Annotated in this window: 13 protein-coding genes; 7 read left to right on the forward strand and 6 right to left on the reverse strand. The window is 52.8% G+C overall.

Translation table 11 applies throughout. The annotated features are described in order from the left end of the window. Nucleotides 1-664 precede the first annotated feature (664 nt). Nucleotides 665-1426, forward strand: coding sequence for an ANT(4')-I family aminoglycoside nucleotidyltransferase (locus AC2TF6_RS03060; protein WP_491309845.1), 762 nt, complete (start codon nt 665-667; stop codon nt 1424-1426). A 428-nt stretch (nt 1427-1854) separates the two neighbouring features. On the opposite strand, the gene AC2TF6_RS03065 is transcribed toward AC2TF6_RS03060, so the two are convergent. Continuing rightward, the gene (locus tag AC2TF6_RS03065; protein ID WP_491309846.1) at nt 1855-2910 is read right to left on the reverse strand and encodes an alpha/beta hydrolase; all 1056 of its coding nucleotides are present in this window, start codon (nt 2908-2910) and stop codon (nt 1855-1857) included. Further along, on the reverse strand, nt 2895-3791 hold the full coding sequence (locus AC2TF6_RS03070; RefSeq protein ID WP_491309847.1) for an MBL fold metallo-hydrolase: 897 nt from the start codon (nt 3789-3791) through the stop codon (nt 2895-2897). Before AC2TF6_RS03070 ends, AC2TF6_RS03065 begins: the two co-directional genes overlap by 16 nt. A 335-nt stretch (nt 3792-4126) precedes the next feature. Here AC2TF6_RS03070 and AC2TF6_RS03075 point away from each other — a divergent pair, with 335 nt between their 5' ends. Beyond that, nucleotides 4127-4672, forward strand: a complete 546-nt coding sequence (locus AC2TF6_RS03075) for a helix-turn-helix domain-containing protein (protein WP_491309848.1) — start codon at nt 4127-4129, stop codon at nt 4670-4672. Between the two features lie 329 nt (nt 4673-5001). Here AC2TF6_RS03075 and AC2TF6_RS03080 read toward each other — a convergent pair whose 3' ends face one another. From AC2TF6_RS03080 to AC2TF6_RS03090, 3 genes are all read right to left on the reverse strand, one after another. Beyond that, entirely contained in the window at nt 5002-5514 is a 513-nt protein-coding gene (locus AC2TF6_RS03080; RefSeq protein WP_491309849.1) for a hypothetical protein, read from the reverse strand. Nucleotides 5515-5650: 136 nt separating this feature from the next. Next, the gene (locus AC2TF6_RS03085) at nt 5651-6394 is read right to left on the reverse strand and encodes a spermidine synthase (protein WP_491309850.1); all 744 of its coding nucleotides are present in this window, start codon (nt 6392-6394) and stop codon (nt 5651-5653) included. A gap of 204 nt (nt 6395-6598) precedes the next feature. Next, nucleotides 6599-7603: a metallophosphoesterase family protein gene (locus tag AC2TF6_RS03090; RefSeq protein WP_491309851.1), complete on the reverse strand. Its 1005-nt coding sequence runs from the start codon at nt 7601-7603 to the stop codon at nt 6599-6601. Between the two features lie 496 nt (nt 7604-8099). Between AC2TF6_RS03090 and AC2TF6_RS03095 the strand changes: the two genes are divergently transcribed. From AC2TF6_RS03095 to AC2TF6_RS03105, 3 genes are all read left to right on the forward strand, one after another. Continuing rightward, the gene (locus AC2TF6_RS03095) at nt 8100-9773 is read left to right on the forward strand and encodes a family 14 glycosylhydrolase (protein WP_491309852.1); all 1674 of its coding nucleotides are present in this window, start codon (nt 8100-8102) and stop codon (nt 9771-9773) included. A 263-nt stretch (nt 9774-10036) separates the two neighbouring features. Next, nucleotides 10037-13612 (forward strand): OmpL47-type beta-barrel domain-containing protein, encoded by a 3576-nt coding sequence (locus tag AC2TF6_RS03100; protein ID WP_491309853.1) that lies wholly within the window; start codon nt 10037-10039, stop codon nt 13610-13612. Between the two features lie 642 nt (nt 13613-14254). Then, the gene (locus AC2TF6_RS03105) at nt 14255-14950 is read left to right on the forward strand and encodes a hypothetical protein (RefSeq protein ID WP_491309854.1); all 696 of its coding nucleotides are present in this window, start codon (nt 14255-14257) and stop codon (nt 14948-14950) included. Here the strand turns inward: AC2TF6_RS03105 and AC2TF6_RS03110 are convergent. Beyond that, on the reverse strand, nt 14937-16934 hold the full coding sequence (locus AC2TF6_RS03110; protein WP_491309855.1) for a serine hydrolase domain-containing protein: 1998 nt from the start codon (nt 16932-16934) through the stop codon (nt 14937-14939). The two genes, AC2TF6_RS03105 and AC2TF6_RS03110, sit on opposite strands and share 14 nt — an antisense overlap. Nucleotides 16935-17227: 293 nt before the next feature. Between AC2TF6_RS03110 and AC2TF6_RS03115 the strand changes: the two genes are divergently transcribed. Continuing rightward, nucleotides 17228-17815, forward strand: a complete 588-nt coding sequence (locus tag AC2TF6_RS03115; RefSeq protein ID WP_491309856.1) for a sensor domain-containing protein — start codon at nt 17228-17230, stop codon at nt 17813-17815. An 81-nt stretch (nt 17816-17896) separates the two neighbouring features. Next, nucleotides 17897-19747 carry a response regulator gene (locus tag AC2TF6_RS03120; protein WP_491309857.1) on the forward strand — a complete coding sequence of 617 codons (1851 nt, stop codon included), beginning with the start codon at nt 17897-17899 and terminating at the stop codon, nt 19745-19747. Nucleotides 19748-19930: the final 183 nt, after the last annotated feature.

Consider the following 19930-nt stretch of genomic DNA (forward strand, 5'->3'; position numbering starts at 1 on the left):
GACACAATTTTAATTTTGTTCGATGACATTATAGTTTTTTAACTAAATAATATAGTTGTGAAGTGTACATTAAAGATATGAAATTTACCTTATAATTATGAAGTAGTTTGATGGTCCCGAAGTTAATGACTTCCGGGACCATTATTTTTATGAAAAGTACTTTTACATTGTGCGTACTTATTCTGGCTTCTATGACGAAGCCTTAAAAACCTCTCGAGGTTACACTTGCAGCCAATGACTCGGCGGCGATTGGTCTCCGGTAGCTATAAATATAAATGGGTATAAAGGACTATAATAAATATCTAACAAAAAATCCTCGGTACCCCATAAAGGGGTACCTTCAGGAAAACGCGGATTTAAAGCGGATTTAAAACGGTAAGGCAATTCCAATACTAAAAAGCCCAACTTCTCCCTAAATTAATAGAGAAATTGGGCTTTTTCATTCCTTTATTATAGCGCCCCGATTGTTGAAATTGCAGATTGGAAAGAAAGTTGCATGATTTTCCTCTTAGAGATATTATTTAATAATTAATAACTTGTTTTTACTATTATAACGAGAGGTGTTATTAATGCCAGCAGATAAAGTTCCCCGTTAAGCCCGTGGTCCCCCTTGGCCATTTATATATGATCTCATTTGATATTTTTATTAAAAGGAGAAATGTATATGATGGGTCCAAGAGAAATTATAAGAGAAGAAAGAATGGGAATCGCCAATATAATAGCCAATCAACTGATGGAAAAATACGGTTCAGATGTTGAAGCTATTGGTATCTATGGTTCTTTAGCTAGAAAAACAGATGGTCCATTTTCAGATATTGAAATTAAATGTATTTTAAATTCTATAGAAGATGGCTTTAGCTATGAGTGGACATCAGGTGATTGGAAAGCAGAAGTAAACCTGGATAATAAAGAAAATATTGTAGAAGAAGCCACTACAGTAGAAGAAAATTGGCCGCTTACTCATGGACAATTCTTCACTATACTCCCAATTTATGATCCCAATGGATTTTTCCAAGAGCTAAGACAAAAAGCAAATTCCGTGGATAACATAATTTTTAAAGAAGCGATTTGTAAAACATTAGTTGAGGAAATGTACGAATACATGGGTAAATTGAGGAATATAAAAATTCAAGGACCTGAAACATTTTTGCCTACTTTGGCTATAGAAATAGCAACTGCTGGTGCGATGATTTTAGGATTACACCATAAACGATACTTTACGACATCAGCTCAAGTATTGCCAGAAGCATTAGTATTATCAAATAGGCCGGATGGGTTTGATAAACTTTGTCAACTAGTGATGTCGGGTCACCTATATGACTCTAAAAGGATACTTGATGCATGTGAAAACTTTTGGAATGGTTTATTGGACTGGTCGAAAAAGAATGGTTATGTTATAAATTATTCCAATTGTATACCCTTTTGATTCGTCTAGGAGATGGAATGCTATCAATAATTCATTATAGTACTGCCAATGAATCATTTAGCAGGTAGCCTCAGAAATTACAATAATTTAAAACCCAATTTCTTAATTTAATGTTGAGAAATTGGGTTTTTCGTTACCTAAGAAAATGGCCCTGCCGGAACAGCGACAGGCTTTTAGTGTTTTTCGCCCAGATGTACACTTCATTCATCTGTTGAAATTGCTCTGACGGTATTTCCCAAAGCGATGGGTTTGCGAAGAGGGGCCAATAGCTGCGGGAACTTTTGTTGTTGTTTTTGCGGTATAACTCATCGTATTAAATCCCTCTCCGTCGTTTATAAATTCGTGAATAAAAGGCCCAGGTGACAATGCCGCGGGCCTCTAATTAGGCAAGCGATAAAATGTTAAAGTCCGCTCTTGCAGCAGCATCTTTATTTCACCGGTGCGTACGCTTCATCCAAGAAACCGCGGATGGCTTGAAAAGCCTGAAGTCTGTTTTTCTCAAGCAGAACCATGTGCGTCCCTTCACCGATTTCAACCCAGCGGCGATATGCAGCTCCTGTCAGGGAAGTGAAGAAGTTCTGGGCCAATTCAAGAGGGACATCGATATCCCACTCGGCATGGACAAGAAGGACGGGAACGGTAATTTCCTTAGGATCATAGAATGCTTTGCCAGCCGTCCAGTATTCGCGGATATCCAGGATAGGGCCGTTGTTAGCCCGAATATGCTCAGGATGATTGGTTAGGCTCCCTGGGTCGGAAGCAAGAGTGGCTTTGACCCATTGTTCAAACCAGCCATCCGGAATCAAATCGCCGCGTTTATGTTCCGGTGCGGCGCTTAACCAGCGTTCCTTCGTGCTGCTGACAGCAACAAGGCGATACGAACCAAGCGGACCTCCGGTATCGATAGGAACCGGTCTGGAACTCAGCCATTGCGGAGCGACAAGCGTAAGCTTGTTTACTTTATCATTGTTTTGACTGGTATAAGCTCCCGCAACCGTTCCTCCCCAAGACATCCCCAGCACGTTGACCTTCATTAAATTCCGGCGTTTCAGAACATAGTCCACGGCTGCACCAAAATCTCGGACCCCTGTTTCCGTGCGGACAAGCGGCGGATTAAGGTCGGCAGGCTGCTCCATCTCAGGCGGTCTTGTCGAGCCGCCGTAGCCGCGAACGTCCACGGCGTACACGTCATAGCCATGGCTTGCAAGGTAGTCCAGAAAAGTGAAGCCGTCCAGCTTCACATCGTACAGACTGCCAATTGGATAGGTAGCGCCATGAACCATCACGATCGTTTTTTCGTTAGAGAAGGTATTCATGGAAGCTGGACGTTTATTTCGTACATAAAGCTCGATTCCGGGCGTATCACTCGGGATACGCAGGTCTTCAGTCACGATATTTGTATCATTAAGAAAATCATGGGTTGTCATAAGTTCAGCGCCTTTCGTATTGTGTTTGTTGTCAGGTCGTATTAAATAAAGTCCCACTTGTATCCGTCCCCGCTGCGAGTCACGTACCCCGCCGCGCTTTCGGGGAAATGCGTACTGAAATAAATGACCGGGCGATCCGCTATGAATTCCAGCACCCGGAGCCGTGAAATACGGGCTTGATCCGTAAATTCGCAGTACATGGAATTCCATTCCGGATTATAGACCTGTAACGGATGGTGCATCACATCGGCGCCAAATAAAGCTTCTTCTCCACCAGATTTAAGACTGATGGACATTTGGCCGATGCTGTGGCCGGGTGTCGGAATGAATTTGAAAATATCAAGAAATTTCCCGCCCTCAGGGCCAATGGTTTGCGTTAAGCCGGCTTCAACAACAGGCAATACGCTTTCTTCGTAAACGTTAAAGTTTACTTCGTTTGCTTTGTTGTGGCTGGCTTCGCTGGAGTAATATTGTTGCTCTGCGAGGGGAAATACGTATTTGGCATTTGGGAAAGTCGGTACCCATTTTCCGTCAACGAGCTTCGTATTCCAACCGACATGGTCCACGTGCAGATGCGTCAGCAGAACGTAGTCCACTTCCTCCGGCGTAACCCCCGCCTTCTTCAGCCGCTCGAGATAAGGGAGCTGGAGATTGGCGAGATCCGGATTTAAAGGCAAGTTTTTATCATTTCCTGTAGCCGTATCGATAAGGATCGTATGCTTCGGGGTTTTCACCACCCATGTTCCAATGCTAACGATAAGCTGAGAATTGCCATCGATCAGGCCAGCCGGAAGAGAGTTCCGATTCTCCTCCAGGAACATGGGGTCCCACGATCCCGGAAAATACACTTCTGGTGGAATACCATCAAGCATCATCTCCGTGACACGTGTAACGGTAACATCACCTACTTGATAGACCTTGGGAATTTTGGTAGACATTCTTTATGCCCCTTTCGTCCTTCTGACACGGTTCTATGGATCCCGAATAACAAGGAAAGGCTTTCCGTTGCAATCATGTGATTCGTGTCTCGTTTCCCTAAAAAATTTCGCTGTAAATGAAAATTATTCTGTTGAGAATGAACGATGTGTAATATCCGGGGAAATTCGTTCGTTAACCTTAATAAAATAGTAGTCCACTAAAACAGACAAATCAACGTTTTTACACCGTAATTCCGTCCTAGTAAAAGGGCTTGATGTTGCTCATGTTTACACCTATTATAAAGTTACAAATTTCGCTGTCAGCGAAATAAGTTCGAAATTTAGGAGGCTGGCACATGAATTCGATCGGTGAAACAATTCGAAGCACGCGAAAAAAACAGAAATTAACGCTCAAGAAGGTAGCCGAAGCAGCCTCTGTATCCTTGTCTTTTCTCAGTGAAATTGAACGCGATAAGGCGAATCCGTCCATCAGTGTTCTGAAGCGCATAGCGAACGCATTAAACGTGAATTTTACGAATTTGTTCGGCGAGGAGAAGCGAAGCATTGTCGTTAGAAAAAACGAGCGCAAACCTTTGGTGCATTCCGAGGGTTCACGTATTACCTGGTACGCTCTCAGCCAAGGAAGCAGCAACAAAATGGGACCGATATGGGGAGTACTGGAACAAGGAGCAACTTACGGCGACATCGGCGTCGGCCATAGCGATGGCGAGGAGTTTCTATTTGTTCACTCCGGCCGTTTGGAGTTTGTGCTTGGCAATGAACGTTATACGCTCGAAGAAGGGGACAGCATCTATTATGATGCCAGAATCCCCCATAGTTATAAGAATATTTGGGATGGCGAAACGATGTTAATAGCGGTTTCTACTCCGCCTACTTTTTGACTAAGTCAGCAATGCTCCGAAGCGAGAAGCTCTCCTAAATTTTTACTCCTGACACAATTAATTGTTATGCAGCTCTTAACTTGAGCATAAGCTTGCAAAATGAACAACCTGCTACCTGTATCTTGGGTTGCAGGTTTTTTTGTTTTTACAGTATGTATGGAAATGCGATGTGGACGGAAGAACATTTAGGCAAAACGATTGTATGGGGGACATAACGGTATGAGGTTTGGCGCGTCTGTACAATTCCATACAAAAAGGACCCGATCTTGATCGGGTCCTTTTTTGCAACGGCAAGCTCATAGCAAGTGTTCAGTCGAACGCGCTTTTATTTACGGAATGTACTGCTGAACGATTTTCACGACCTTATGGTCTTTGATCGTTAAATGGAACGGGAATGTGCTCACATCAAGCAGGTTATTGTTATGATAAATGGCTAGGAACTTGGACAGTGACACTTCTTCGTTCCACTTGACGTCTACGCCTTCGTAAGTGCCGTCATGATCGTAAAGCTGCATGAGGACCTGGGCGTTCGGATCGATTTCGAAGCTTTCGAGCTTCTCTTGATCGTTAACGATATAGTAGCCGTCGGGGGCGTGTGTCATATCGTCGATGTCCTTTTCATATTCGAGGAACTTTTTATCGGCTTCTGCGCCTTCGTACCACTCGATTTGGTCTCCTTGCAGATAGAGAGAGCCGTTTTTATTTTCAAGGGAAGAAATCATAACGGTTATGGTGTCCTCGCTGCGGGGAACGGGCGTATATTCGGAATCGACTGCATTGGCGGAAGTGACGAAAGCCAGCATAGATATCATCAGAGTAGTGAAAAAGACCATCTTTTTCATGTGTGTGTAACCCCTTTGCGGAAAAATGATTAGGATGCCTTACAGATTCTTTACCCGGCTGGGCCGGTTTAAAACGTTCTGTCGGGCTGTTACTCTCATCATAAACCAAATCGCGCACGGAATGGTCACAATGTAGTTACAAACGGTCCGTAATCAGATAGCCTCGTTCCGGTTCAAATTCAACAAAGCCGGCCATGTGGCGGGCTTGGTACGTTAGGGGGCTGCTGCCGCCTGCCAGAAGGATGTTCAGCGTATCCCGTGTGCCTTCCGAAGGCAGATAAAAAGCCTTCCTGTGAGAAAAAACCTCGCGAAGGGTCGTGTAAATGGCGCTGATATGATTGTCGTGCATGCTTTTGCCGAACAGATTCATGAGGATGGCACCGTCCGGGTTCAGCTTGCTGCGGCTGAGCTCGAAGAATTGGCGGGAGACGAGGTGCCGGGGGGTTCCTTTCTCGGTAAAGGCATCCAGGATCAAGTAATCGTACGCCTCCAGCGGTTCCTGATCCAGAATCTCACGTCCGTCGCCGAGAATGACATTTTCCTGGTCGCAGCCGAAATAGGTTCTGCTCAGTTCCGCGACTTTAGGATCGTGTTCCGCTATGGTGAACCGTTTCTGCGGATAGTGCCCCGCCAGAGTCCCGATTCCGTGACCGATCATAAACACGTTTTCGAAAGCGGGCCGGTTCATCTCCATGAGATGGATGATCGCTCTGGGATATTCGAACAGGATGCGCCCGGGATTGTTCAGATCAAGCGCCCCTTGTATGGCATCATTTGCGAATTGGAGCACGCGGAAGCGGCCTTTCTCGCCGTACAGTTCATTCGTGTCGTAAACCCGGATCACATGGCCGGGGCCGGTTTCTTCAAAAAGCAGCTGCAAAATGTCCGTTCTCCTTTGCGGTACGCTTGAAGCGCTGGAAATGTCATAACCAGTATACCATTCCAGCAGGCTTTTCCGGTTTGGCTGGGGGCGACGGATGCTTTTCGCTTCCGGGGGGATGGATGCCGGTCAAAGGAATGGCCGGAGCGGGAAAGCTCCGCTGCCAGAATAAAGCCGCGGGCAGAAGATCCGCGGCTTTGTCTTTTAATCTTCTACGCTCCGGGGAAGGGCAAACTGGGCTTCCGGAATCCAGCGCTGCCGGTAAAAGTCGCGTCCTTTGATGCTGACTTTGTCCTTGTATACTTCGACATACAGGCCTTCGCTTTCATCCGGTCCCGTAAGCATTTCGCCGCCGTTCCCGTTGTCGGTCCAGGGCTGGATGACGGAGGACGAATTCACCATCGTAAATGTGTCTTGGACGAGGGTGCCCGGCAGTTTGAGCTCCCAGTGGGTGTGGCCTGAGAAGAAGATCACCTGGGGATAAGCCGAGAGAATTTTTCGCAGTTCCGCATGCTGAACGATGGCCCGGTTATTGACGCAGCAGAAGCTCGTGCCGGACACCGTGCCGGGAAGGGGCTGATGCAGAAAGACGAAGACGGGCTTGCCGCTCGCGGTTCCTTTCCGCAGGGAAGCTTTCAGGAATTCAAGCTGCTCCTCCGAAAGCCAGGCATCCTCCAGGTTGTTCGGATCCGACTGCCGATACTGCTCCGAGCCCAGGAAGATGAAGCGGAAGCCGTTTACCACCTGATCGCCGTAAACTTTTTTCTTGCCGGAGAGCTGAAGAAACCGTCCGATAGACGCTTGCTCCGTCTCGCCGTTCGGGAAAGCGTCCGCATTCCAGGAACCGTTCCGGTCGATCCAGGCTTTGTAGTATTCATGGTTGCCCATCGTGTAAAACACTTTGCGCGGATGCGGGTTCTGCTCCATCAGCTCGCTCAGCTTAGCGTAGTCCGCCGGCATGCCGTTTGTGAGATCGCCGTTGATGACAAGCGCGTCCGCGTCCGGGTCCAGCGTATGGAGATCGCTCAGGGCCGCTTTGAACTTTTGATGCGATTGCGGGTCCCATGACTGGATGTGAATATCGCTGATAACGGGAAAAGCGAGAAGCGGCTTCTCTTTCCCGGGTTTCGCGCCGACGGCGGAAGGAATCACGGCGGCCGCCAGAAGCGATAACGACAGGGCTGCGGAGAGGAACGTTTTTCGTAACATAGAGCCTCCTCGGTCATCGGTTTTTATTTACATTTCTTACCATACCTATTATTTGTCAGAGGGAGATCGTTGTTGTGTGTAGGTTTTATGAAGGGGGCTCAGTAATTTACTTAATTTTTAAAAGGTTTACAGCAGCCGCGGATCGGGAATCTGTTGAACAAAATCACCGTTAGGCGGGAGAGGGGACCCCTTCCCGTCTTTATTTTGCCCGGGGAGTTCATATCAAACAAGATAGTCCACCCTTTTGACAATCTTTGGGGTCGTTTTGCAGCTTGTCCATTCTTTATAATACAATTTGTAAGCGATTTCATATTAAGGAGGGAAATGACACATCCTAACCGTGCCTTTTGTTAGGCAGCGCACACGAAAAGCCGCAGCTTAACCGGACTACATAAGACGAAGGATTCAAGGGAATGAGAGAAAAAGGGCAGCCGGCTGCGGCAGCGGGGACTCTTGTAGTCTCGATAAAATGCTTGATAAAGGAAGGGTGTATGGGATGAGTTTGACGAAAAAAAGCATGAAAAAAGCGGCCCTACAGCTGCTCGGTTTCATTCTGGTACTGACGACGGTTCTGGGCTGGGGACCGGCCAGGGCCGGTGCTGCGGTTGCCGGTGATTTTCAGGCATCGGTGATGGGACCGCTGACGAAGGTTACGGACTGGAGCGCCTTCAAGAACCAGCTTCGCACGCTAAAAAGCAACGGAGTATACGCCGTCACGACCGATGTCTGGTGGGGGATGGTGGAAAGCGCCGGAGACAACCAATTCGACTGGAGCTATTATCAGACATATGCGGGTGCCGTACGGGAAGCGGGGCTAAAGTGGGTTCCGATCCTGTCCACGCACAAATGCGGCGGCAATGTCGGGGACGACTGCAACATTCCACTGCCGAACTGGCTGTGGGTTAAAGGGACGGCGGACCAGATGCAGTTCAAAAGCGAAACCGGCTATATGAACAACGAAGCCGTGTCGCCTTTCTGGAGCGGGCTGGGCACTCAGTACAGCGAGCTTTACGCTTCTTTTGCGGCTAATTTCGCTTCCTATAAGGATATTATTCCGAAGATTTATTTAAGCGGAGGCCCGTCCGGGGAATTGAGATTTCCTTCCTATTATCCGGCTGCCGGATGGAGTTACCCGTCCCGGGGCAAGTTCCAGGCTTACACGGATACCGCGAAGCAGGCGTTCCGCACGGCCATGACGGCCAAATACGGATCGCTCAGCGGAATCAACAGCGCATGGGGCCTGAGCCTGACTTCGGTCGATCAGATCAGTCCTCCTAATGACGGAGACGGCTTCTACACGAACGGAGGTTACAAGACCGCTTACGGCAAAGACTTTCTGTCCTGGTACCAAAGCGTGCTGGAAAATCATCTGGGCGTAATCGGCAGTGCCGCGCACAAAAATTTCGATTCCGTGTTCGGCGTGCCGATCGGAGCCAAAGTATCCGGCGTCCACTGGCAGATGACGAATCCGTCCATGCCGCACAGCGCGGAGCAGGCTGCCGGTTATTACGATTACAACCGTCTGCTGCAGAAGTTCAAGGACAGCAACCTGGATCTGACGTTCACCTGTCTGGAGATGTCCGACAGCGGAAGCGCGCCGAATTACTCCATGCCTTCCACACTTGTCGATACCGTCGCAGGTATTGCAAACGCCAAAGGCGTCCGCCTCAACGGGGAAAATGCGCTTCCGGCTTCGGGAACGGCCGCGTTCCAGAAAATCGAGGAAAAGCTGACCCGCTTCGGATTCAGCGGCTTTACGCTTCTGCGTCTCGCTAATGTCGTGAATGCGGACGGTTCCGCAACCGGCGAGATGGCGAACTTCAAGAAGTACGTCATCAGCCATGCGGGAACGGGTTCCGGGGGCACGAACAATACCGTAACCGTGTACTACAAGAAAGGTTACTCAAGCCCGTACATCCATTACCGTTCCGCAGGAGGGACCTGGACAGCCGTACCGGGCGTAAAAATGGCCGACTCCGAAATTAGCGGCTATGCCAAAATCACGGTCAATATCGGCGCGGCCACCCAATTGGAAGCGGCTTTTAACGACGGGAACAACAACTGGGACAGCAACAGCATGAACAACTATTTCTTCGGCACCGGGACTTCCACCTACACGCCCGGCACGGGCGGAGCGGCAGGAACCGTTAAAGCCGGAGGGCCCGCATAACTTCTTCCCGCATGTACCGCAAGCAGAAGCGGGAGGGAACCAACCGCCCGATGGTTTCTTTGAACGGCCGCCAGCCCGAAGCTGACGGCCGTTTTTCTGTGGAGGAGCAGGGGGCTGTAAGGCTGTAAAAGTCTATATCGATCCGTGAAAGGAAGTGCAAAGAAAGCGTTTTATCTTTACAAAAAAATACCACTTCTCCTGACTTATCCATGGTAGAATGAGGTCGAAAGTTCAACTAGCTTCCAGTATAAAGGAGGAAATTCATGAAGAAGAGATTCGCAGGGTGGAAGGCTAAGGTTTTCAAGGCTACACTCGCCCTATCCGCGGCACTTTCCGTGCAAGTATTGACCGATGGTTGGCAGGTGAAGGCGGAAGGGCCGGCCGATCCGGCACCTTATATTGAAGCGAAAGTCGTCAATGAGAACGCCGGCAAAAAGGTGCTTTTCGACAACACCCACGCTCAAACGGCGGGAGCCGCGGACTGGGTCATCGACGGCGGGTTCTCCGATTTCGGCAATGCGCTGGCGAATAACGGCTACTATGTGAAAGAACTCCGCAAAACGACTCCGATCACGCTGGCCGACTTAAGCGGATACGATGTTTTTGTAGTCGCGGAAGCGAATATTCCATACAAGGCAAGCGAGCAGGCGGCCATGGCGGCCTATGTGGAAGGCGGCGGAAGCATCTTCTTCATCGGCGACCACTACAACGCGGACCGCAACAAGAACCGCTGGGACGGTTCGGAAGTATTCAACGGCTACCGCCGCGGCGCTTGGGACAATCCGGCAAAAGGCATGAGCGCGGACGAGGCGGGCTCGGAGGCTATGCAGGGTGTAGTCAGCTCCGACTGGCTCGGCTCCCAGTTTGGCGTCCGTTTCCGCTACAATGCGCTCGGAGATATCACCGCCAACAACATTGTAGCTCCGGAACAGGCCTTCGGCATCACGAAGGGCGTATCCTCGGTGGCGATGCACGCCGGCTCCACGCTGGCTATCCTTGATCCGGCCAAGGCGAAGGGCATCGTGTATCTGCCGCAGACGAAAGCGGCTTGGGCCAACGCGGTCGATCAGGGCGTCTACAACGGCGGCGGAGTAGCGGAAGGCCCATATGTGGCCGTAGCCAAGAAGGGCGCGGGGAAAGCGGCCTTCATCGGCGATTCCTCTCCGGTTGAGGACGCCACGCCGAAGTATCTGCGCGAGGATACGGGCGCGAAGAAGACGACCTACGACGGCTTTAAAGAGGCGAATGACGGCGTGCTGCTCGTCAACACGATCAACTGGCTGGCGAAGAAAGAAAGCTACACGAGCCTGTCCCAGGTAAGCGGCCTCCAGCTCGACCAGCCGACGGCTCTGCTGCCTTTCGAGGCTCCGGCGGCTTCGACCGAGCCTCAGCCCGAGCCTTGGGCGGCGCCGAACGCGGGCTACAAGTGGTATGACCGCGGCACGTTCAAGCCAGGCTCCTACGGCAGCGGCGGCGGTACGACTGTGCCTTCCAACCCGGCGTACAGCTTCGTCCGCCAGGCGACTTTGCCGAACGCGGCGGACTTCCAGATCCGCGTCGTGATTGACAATCTGCCTGCGAACACGACCGTTTCGGGCTTCAGCGCAGGCGTGTATCTGGCCACGGGAGGCACGCAGGTGGCGCAGGTCCGGAATGCGGACGGCACATGGCCGGCCTCTTACGGATACAGCGCGGCTTTCAGCCTCACATCCGACAGCAAGGGCCATGCTTACAAGGATCTTACCGTCCGCATTAAGCCGGGCACGACCGGCGCGGCTAACCTCAGGCTCCGCCAGAACGGAACCAACCTGAAGACGGAAGCCGTGTCGATCGCGAACGTGCCGGCCGAGCCGCTGCCGGAAGAGCAGGGGCCGGTTCCGGCCAAGATCACCGTTGCCGAAGCGCGCAGCAAAGGCGAAGGAGCTCTGGTGACGCTGGAAGGCGTCGTTACGACAGAGCCGGGCATCTTCGGCGGCCAGTCCTTCTACCTGCAGGACGCAACCGGCGGTATTTATGTGTACCAGAACCTCGGCGGCTTTCACGCCGGGGATGTAGTGAAGGTGACGGCCTCTACGGCCGTCTACAATTCGGAATTGGAATTAACCGATCCGGTCGAAGTCGCCAAAACGGGCGCTTCGGCCGTTCCTGCGCCTGTGAAGGCCGATGCCGTGACGGCCGGCAACCAGGGGCAGCTCATCGAGCTGAGCGGAGTGACAATCGGCGCTGTCAAAAGCGCGGTGCCGGAAGGTTCTTTCGAGTTTGACGTCGTCAAAGGAGACGTGGTGAACCACATCCGCGTAGACGCGCGCACGGGGCTTACGCTGGCTTCTTTCCCGTATAAAGAAGGACAAACCGTTGACATCCGCGGTGCGGCGGCGATTTTCAAAGGTGCGTTCCAGCTGAAGCCGAGAGGACTGTCCGATTTCACGGCACAAGCGGATACGACGGCTCCGGTAACGGCTGCGACTCTTTCGGAAACGGCTAACGCGGAGGGCTGGTTTAACAAGAACGTTACCGTTACCTTAACGGCCCGCGATAACGAAGGAGCTGCCGTTCTGACGCAGTACGATATCAACGGCGGAGAGGTGAAAGGCTATTCGGAGCCGTTCACCGTCGAAACCGAAGGGACGAACATCGTCCGTTACTATTCCACGGATGCTACAGGCAACAAGGAGGAAGCCCAAACCCTTAGCATCAAGCTGGACAAAACGGCCCCGGCCGCTTCTCTGACGCTGAACGGACAAGCTGTCTCCGATGTGTCGGACAAAGATTCCTTAACCTTCCGTCTGCTGAGTACGGATGCGGGATCGGGTATTGCGGACCGGAAGCTGCTTCTGGACGGGAAGGAAATTGCCGACGGCGTGACGTTGAAAGCGGGCGAGCTCGCTGTCGGCCCGCATAACATCCAGTACCGCGTGACGGATCTTGCCGGCAATACGGCGGAGGGTACGCTCAGCTTCAACGTAAAGGCGAGCTTGACGCTTAGCCAGGTAGAGCTTACATCCGGCAAAACCGTTCTGAAGCCCGGTGAAACGACCGATCTCCGTGTGAGCGGCACATGGAGCAACGGCACAGCAGCGGATTTAACCGTGGCGGAAGTCGTTTACCGCAGCAGCAATGAAGCGGCGGTTACGGTAAACGCGCAGGGAAGGCTTACGGCCGTCGGCGAAGGAACCGCGGATCTGACGGCTTCCGTAACACTGGGCGGCGTCACCGTCGTGTCGGGCGCGGTTACCGTTACGTCCGCCAAGCCTCTGGCAACGGGTGTTCCGGGCAAGCCGGTGCTGTCCTCGAACAATGGCTATGACGGTCTCAAAGGCGGCGGCTTTACCGTGACGATGAACATGTGGTGGGGCGCCAACGGCTCCGTGTACAAGCTGTACGAGAACGGCGTGCTGATCGGCACGCAGACGCTGAAGGACGCCTCACCGGTGGCCCAGACGGTCAAAACGGATATCAAAGGCAAAGCGAACGGAACCTATACGTACACGGCCGAGCTGATCAACGCTTACGGAACGACCGTAAGTTCACCGCTCGTCGTGAACGTGATTAATGCCGCACCGGGCAAGCCGGTTCTTTCTCAGGACAACTGGGACGGCGACGGCACCTACAAGGTGACGATGAACATGTGGTGGGGTACCAACGCTTCCGAATACCGGCTGTTTGAAAACGGTCAGCTGATCGAAACGAAAGCGTTGGAAGAAGCGACTCCGGGTGCTCAGAGCACAGTAACCAGCCTTACGGGACGGGCTCCGGGAACGTATGAGTACCGTGCCGAGCTTGTAAATGCCTCGGGTGTTACCTCCAGCGAGAAAATTGTGGTGAAAGTAACCCGCTAATCTGAGCGGATCGGCTGTTCGCGGCCTTGTCCGCCCGGCTGTAAGCAAGGCTGTAAAGGATAAGGCCGAAAGCCGTTTGTTTTGGGACCAACAACAAGCTTCACTTATCACAAAAGACCTCCATTTACGCTTAAAGCGGAAGTGGAGGTCTTTCTTTTTTTGAAGCTAATTCCTGCCGGAGAAGGAGAAAAAATTCCATCCCACGTCCGGTGATTGCGCAGGAGAGCAGTTATATGATAAGGGTAGCGGCAGACAAAGAAAATGTACGGAGGAGCCTGAGAATCGAAGGACGTCGGTAGACGGCAGAAGGCAGGACGACGGACATTTAAGAGAGAGGGCGTCAGACCTCCAGCGACGAGAAAAAAGTGAATGAGCACCGTTATGCGACGCCAAGCACCGCGCACCGGGAGCCTTGTGCAGTGAGGGAGAGACGGCCGACAGAGGCCGCCGGTAATGAGAAAAAGAAGATGATGAAGTACGGGATGAACGTAGGAAATCGTGAATACGGTCTTACGGGCTCCCATTATGCGGCGGTCGAACACACAGAAACAACGAGCATTAGAGACGGTAGTCCGGTGAGGCCGGAGACTCCGTTTACCGGACATAACCGGCTATCCATCGCAACGGGAAGGAAGTGAGGGTATGATCAGGACCGATAGGAGCGGGACGGACTTTAAAGCGGTACTGTCCGCCGGATTAAAGTTTTTGGTATTGGATATGCCTGTTCTCGGGAACCTCCACCTGCATTTCGACGCCGGGGAAGAAGCGTATGTGAAGCTGTCGGGAGAGCCCCGACTGTTTCCCGCATACACGGCAAGGGAGGGGGACCGGCTTGTCCTTAAGGGCCGCAATCTTCCCGCATACTTGAGACACGGCCAGAAAGAACGGCTGCACATCGACATTCATCTGCCGGAAGACACCGCCGTGGATCTGACTTTTCTCGCGGGAGTGGTCAGCCTTAACGGCGGATACGGCCCGCTCAGCGTGAAAGGTTTCTCGGGCGAGGTTTCCGGTTACACCGGGTCGGACCGCGTCCGAGTCCGGCTTCGCTGCGGCGACGTGTCTCTGGCCGGCCTGCCGGGCGAGGCGGACATCCGGATCGGGCTGGGCAGCTCAACCTTACGCTGGTCCCGCCTGCTGGGAACCGAGCGTGTCCGGGTCCGCTGCGGCTTCGGAGGCGTAGAGCTGCTGGTTCCGCCGGACTGGGCGCAAAAAGAGGAGCAGGGCGGCTTTTTCAAGAAAAAGTGGCTCCATGCTCCTCCCGGCGCGTCTGTTTCGGCCACGGTGTGGTTCGGCGGGTTGGATGTCGGCTCCGGCTGCGGGTTTACTGCACCTTAAGCGGCAGCGTATAGCAGCCGAACGTTTTATCCAGCAGAACAGCGGCTTCCTGGCGAAGCAGCGGCTGCTTGGAGCGGAAATCGACCGAGCCGTCCGGATTAACGGAGGCGCCGGGGTCTACGATGCCCTGCGACACCAGTGCAGTGACGGCTTTAACCGCCCACTCGTCGGTCGATCCGGTCAGTTTGATTTCCGATGCAGGCTTAAGCTGCTTCATGTTCTGGATCATGGCGGCGGCCATCTGCCGTGTGACCGGAGCGTTCCGGTCGAAGCCCGGGATACCCGCGACCATCCGTTTTTTGTTGCCTTCGACCGAATAAACGATGCCGTACCACCCGTGGGCCCGCAGAAGCACATCCGCAAATTCCCCTTGGGTCATCACGCCGTTAGGTTCGAACGAATTGCCTGATCTGGCGCCCATAATTCCCCACGTATTCATGTTATCGATGTGGGTTTGGTACGGGCTGTCTTTGGCGATGTCCTCAAACGGGGATTTCTCGTGCATCTTCTGGGCATCGGAAGCGAAATCCATGCTGTTCCGGTTCGAGTAATAGAAGTACTCGATCTCCCCGTGGCTGTCTTTTTTGAACGCTAGCTTGTTTCCGGACTCGTCTTCGAAAAGAAGCGGATTGATCATTTTCAGGGTATGTTTGCCCGAGGAATTGGTTTCCATGATCAGATTGCCGTTGTCGTAGGAAAACTTCGATTTCAGGAACAGCAGGCGCGTATTCTGGTACATGCCCGTGTATCGCTGCGCTTCTTTTTCATTCAAAGGAAGGTAAGTCGGCTTCTCGGGTTCTTTCTCGGCGGGGAAATAGTGATCCATGAATTCCTCGTACACTTCGACACTCATCATGGAGTCATTGTTGTAGGACATGTAAATCCCCGTATTCTTATCCGGAAGCAGAACGATCAGGGACTGGTGCCCCGGCATGCTGCCGCCTTTGAGAACCACATGATGGCCGTTCATAAGCTCCGTAAAATATCCCTCAAAGCCGACCGTCGTAATCGGCATCGATTTTTCCGAGAATACCTGATAATTGTGCATGAGATCGATGCTCTTGGGGCTGACGATTTGTTTGCCGTCGTATTTGCCCTTTTGAAGCTGCATGATCAAATAGTTGGACATATCTTCCGCCGTCGAGAGGATGCTTCCCTGAGGCCCGTCACTCGGCGCCGGACCTGCCGTCGGCATAGGCTTGCCGGCCGGATCGTAATGAACGGCCATCCTTGCAAGCAGCTCCGGCGTAAAACGGACGCTTGTGGAATTCATGCCGAGCGGCTTGAACACCTTTTCCTGCATGTACTTGTCATAACGCAGTCCGCTCACGTTCTGAACGGCATATCCGGCCAGCAGAAAACCGAAGTTATCGTAAGTGTAGGCTTCGCCCGGCTTCCGCACGATCGTAGGCATGTGCTCGGCCAGGAACGGTTTCGCGGGGATATCCTGATCGACGAATTCGGGTCCTACATAAGTCGTAATGTCCGGATAATCGACCCCGCTCGTGTAGGTGAGAATATCGAATAAAGTGAGCGGCGTGCCTGTTTTGTTGGGCACCTTCAAGCCATCCAGGTAGGGCTCGATGTCGCCCCTCAGCTCCATTTTCCCCTCGTCCACAAGCTGCAGGGCGGCCAGAGCGGTAAACGTTTTGGTGACGGAGCCGATCTGGAATACCGTGTCTTTGTCGACCGGAATGTTCTTTTCCTTGTCCGCATAGCCGTACCCTTTACTCAGCACGACCTTGCCGTCTTTAACGACCACGAAGCTGGAACCGTTGACGTTGTATTTTTTCATTTTCTCGGCAAAGACAGGATCGGCAAACGCCTCTACTTCCTTCGCGTCGACAGGTCCTTGGACGGAACCTTGACCGGGCTGCGCAGACTCGGGCGGTTTGGCGGCCGGTGTATCGGGCGTACAAGCCGTAAAAATAGATGAAGACAGAACGAGCAGGGCAAGACTTGCGTGGCGTACGGTTTTTTTCATGGTTCATTCTCCTTTTTCGTATCGTTCTTTGTGTGACCGCTGTGTGTTTCGGTTCAGGCAAGGAGTGCCATTGAAAAACGGCGCCTCCTTTCCTTGATGTCCCCAGCATCCCAGACTTCCCGTCACAGCGGCCAGTGAGTATCCGTCGGGGGTTCGTCACTTATTCTGATGGAAATGTCATATGACATTTGCTCACTGGCGGAGCTGACAGCAGGCGGTTTAGGATACAAGCAGCCGGGAGGGCACCGTGCACAACGAAATCAAAAGAACGAACAAGAAAGGACCGAGGTTCCATGAAAAAAGAAATCGTGCAAAGTCTGCAAGATTTTTATTTTTTGCTGCTTACTTTCGTTACAGGAGTGTTTTACTTTTGCTTCTACCTGGTCAGCTTGGTATTCAGCCTGAGCATGGCTTTTACCCTGGTCGGGCTGCCGATGATCACCTATGTCATGCGCAGTACGCGCACGTTTGCCCGATATGAAAGAATTCAAACCAAAATCTACACGGATCTTTCCATTGAGCCTTACGAGCGGCCGCAAAAAAGTGAAGGCTCCGTATGGCAGCAGGCGAAAGAAGAGCTTGCGGACCGCCGGAACTGGACCATCATCGGCTGGCTGATGCTGAAATTTCCGCTTGGCCTGCTTGCCCTTCTTTTAGCCGTGCTGTGCTACATTGCGCCTGTCATCTTCATTCTGGTTCCGCTTGCGGTTCCGTACGTAGATATCAACTTTGCGGGAATGCCGGTGGATACCTTCGTAAAATCCCTCTTCGTGATGGCCGGGGGTGTTCTGCTCGCTTATGCAGGGGCAAAACTGGGCCGGAGCTCGGCGCTGCTGGCCGGGCGCTACATTCGGCAGATGTTCGAACAGCTTCACGCGTAGACAGCCGCAGCTTGCCGTGGCATAGTAAGGACAAGAACAACCGGGCGGCAAGCAAGGCAGCCAGACAAAGAGGTGATGGACATGTTCGATGCGGTCAAGCAGTGGTTCTGGTACGAATGGGCTCTCTTTATCATTCGTATATTGGTCTCTTTCTCCACAATAATTACGACCGTGCAATTTCAAAATGACTTAAACCTTCCCCTGTGGCTGGTTCTGTGCTGGGAAATCTCCGCTTTCTCGGTTCCATGGATTTTGCTGCAGGTGAATTCGACGGCGTATGTCGTTCTCGAGCTGATTTTGTCCGGAGGAGTCAGCCTCTATTTAACTTCGTTATTTCCCGAGGCCTATTTGACCTTTCTCGTACCCGCCGCCTTGATCGCAGCCAACAGTGCGGACAAAACATACCGCTGGACGGGTCCGGCGGCCGTTCTGCTGGTGCCTCTGGTGATGGTTGAATTCTCCGAACAAACGAAGCCGTTTTGGGAAATGATGTCTCAAATCGCGCTGGCTTATGCGATCGGATACGCGTTCAATTTGTTGATGGTGAATTACCGGCAAAATGAAATTATCCGCAGCCAGAACAGCGTTCTGGAGCAGTACATGTCCCAAGTGGAGCGAGTCACCCTGCTTGAAGAACGGAACCGGCTCGCCAAGGATCTGCACGACACGATGGGGCATTCATACACTTCGCTCATTATGGGATTGGAAACGCTGCGCCCGGATATCGCGACGGAGGAGGGCGAGCATAAGCTGGAGGCCCTCCTGGCCGTGACGCGCAAAAGCATGGGAGAAGTGCGGGACTTCCTGCACGGAATGGGCGCCCCGGAGGAGATGTCCTCTCTCCGGCAGGCGCTTGAGCAATTGGCGCGCGAATTCGAGGCCAGTGCGGGGGTGACCGTAAGCCTGCGGGTGCTCGGGGAGGAAACTGCCCTGCCTCAGCAGGCGAAGATGACCTTCTACCGCTGCCTGCAGGAAGCGTTCACGAATGCGGTGCGGCACGGCAGGGCAACGGAGATTCAGGCGGCGCTGCAGTTCGAGCCCCGGCAGACCCGGCTGGAAGTGCGGGATAACGGCGAGGGCAGCGAGTCTCTGCCGGAGGGCTTCGGCCTGAGGGCAATGAAGGAGCGGGCCGCAAGCCTGCAGGGGCAGGTCTCCGTCTATTCGGAGAAGGGCGTGGGAACGACCGTGACGTGCACCCTGCCGCGCCAGGCGGAGCCGGGAGGAGAAATGATCCGCCTGCTGATTGCCGACGATCAGGCGTTCATCCGCGAAAGCCTCCGGACCCTTCTGCAGGGACAGAAGGATATGACCGTTGCGGGGCTTGCCGGAGACGGCGAGCAGGCGGTGGAGCTTTGTGCGGAGCTGGAGCCCCATCTGGTGCTGATGGATCTGGATATGCCGAACATGGACGGCACTGCGGCCACACGGACGATCAAGCAGAAATGGCCGCATGTCCGGGTCGTCATCCTGACGACTTTCCAAGCGCCGGACAAAGCGCTAGAAGTGCTGCGCAGCGGCGCGGACGGCTATCTGCTCAAATCGATCGAGCCGAAGGAGCTGGCCGAGACGATCCGTCTCGTGCATCAGGGCGGCACGATGATCGCGCAGGATCTCTCGACGAAGCTGTTCGGCGAGCTGGGGGAAGCGGCCAAAGCTTCGGGGCGCAATGGCGTCTCCGGTACTTCCGAGCCGGCGGAAACGGCCGGACTGCCGGAGAAGACGGCCCCTGCCGGAGAGAGCTACGAGCTGACTCCGCGCGAAATCGAGATTTTGCGGATGCTGTCCAAAGGGCTCCGCTACAAGTCCATCGCTTCCAAGCTGTACTTGTCGGACGGAACGGTCCGGAACTATGCGTCCACGGTGTACGCCAAGCTTGGCGTGCGCAACCGGGAAGAAGCCGTGGAAAAGGCGGCGGAGGCCGGGCTTCTTTGAAGCCGTATCCGGAAAGGCTTTCGGTTCCGTGAGGAACCGGGAGCCTTTTTTGTCTAGAGGAATAAGGCTTGTCCCCCAGGCTCGTCTCAGGATGGGAAATCGCTCCGATTCCCGGCCCATTAGGTGTCCGTTTATACCAACCCGCCTTCGCCCGAATACAGTAACCATAGAGCGAGGAGGCGA

The sequence above is a fragment of the Paenibacillus sp. JNUCC 35 genome (assembly GCF_058269095.1).

What these genes read in the sequence shown, in the direction of transcription:
- AC2TF6_RS03060 (WP_491309845.1), top strand. Translation starts at nt 665, where the DNA reads ATGATGGGTCCAAGAGAAATTATAAGAGAAGAAAGAATGGGAATCGCC.
- AC2TF6_RS03070 (WP_491309847.1), bottom strand. Translation starts at nt 3,791, where the DNA reads ATGTCTACCAAAATTCCCAAGGTCTATCAAGTAGGTGATGTTACCGTT.
- AC2TF6_RS03075 (WP_491309848.1), top strand. Translation starts at nt 4,127, where the DNA reads ATGAATTCGATCGGTGAAACAATTCGAAGCACGCGAAAAAAACAGAAA.
- AC2TF6_RS03080 (WP_491309849.1), bottom strand. Translation starts at nt 5,514, where the DNA reads ATGAAAAAGATGGTCTTTTTCACTACTCTGATGATATCTATGCTGGCT.
- AC2TF6_RS03090 (WP_491309851.1), bottom strand. Translation starts at nt 7,603, where the DNA reads ATGTTACGAAAAACGTTCCTCTCCGCAGCCCTGTCGTTATCGCTTCTG.
- AC2TF6_RS03095 (WP_491309852.1), top strand. Translation starts at nt 8,100, where the DNA reads ATGAGTTTGACGAAAAAAAGCATGAAAAAAGCGGCCCTACAGCTGCTC.
- AC2TF6_RS03100 (WP_491309853.1), top strand. Translation starts at nt 10,037, where the DNA reads ATGAAGAAGAGATTCGCAGGGTGGAAGGCTAAGGTTTTCAAGGCTACA.
- AC2TF6_RS03105 (WP_491309854.1), top strand. Translation starts at nt 14,255, where the DNA reads ATGATCAGGACCGATAGGAGCGGGACGGACTTTAAAGCGGTACTGTCC.
- AC2TF6_RS03110 (WP_491309855.1), bottom strand. Translation starts at nt 16,934, where the DNA reads ATGAAAAAAACCGTACGCCACGCAAGTCTTGCCCTGCTCGTTCTGTCT.
- AC2TF6_RS03115 (WP_491309856.1), top strand. Translation starts at nt 17,228, where the DNA reads ATGAAAAAAGAAATCGTGCAAAGTCTGCAAGATTTTTATTTTTTGCTG.
- AC2TF6_RS03120 (WP_491309857.1), top strand. Translation starts at nt 17,897, where the DNA reads ATGTTCGATGCGGTCAAGCAGTGGTTCTGGTACGAATGGGCTCTCTTT.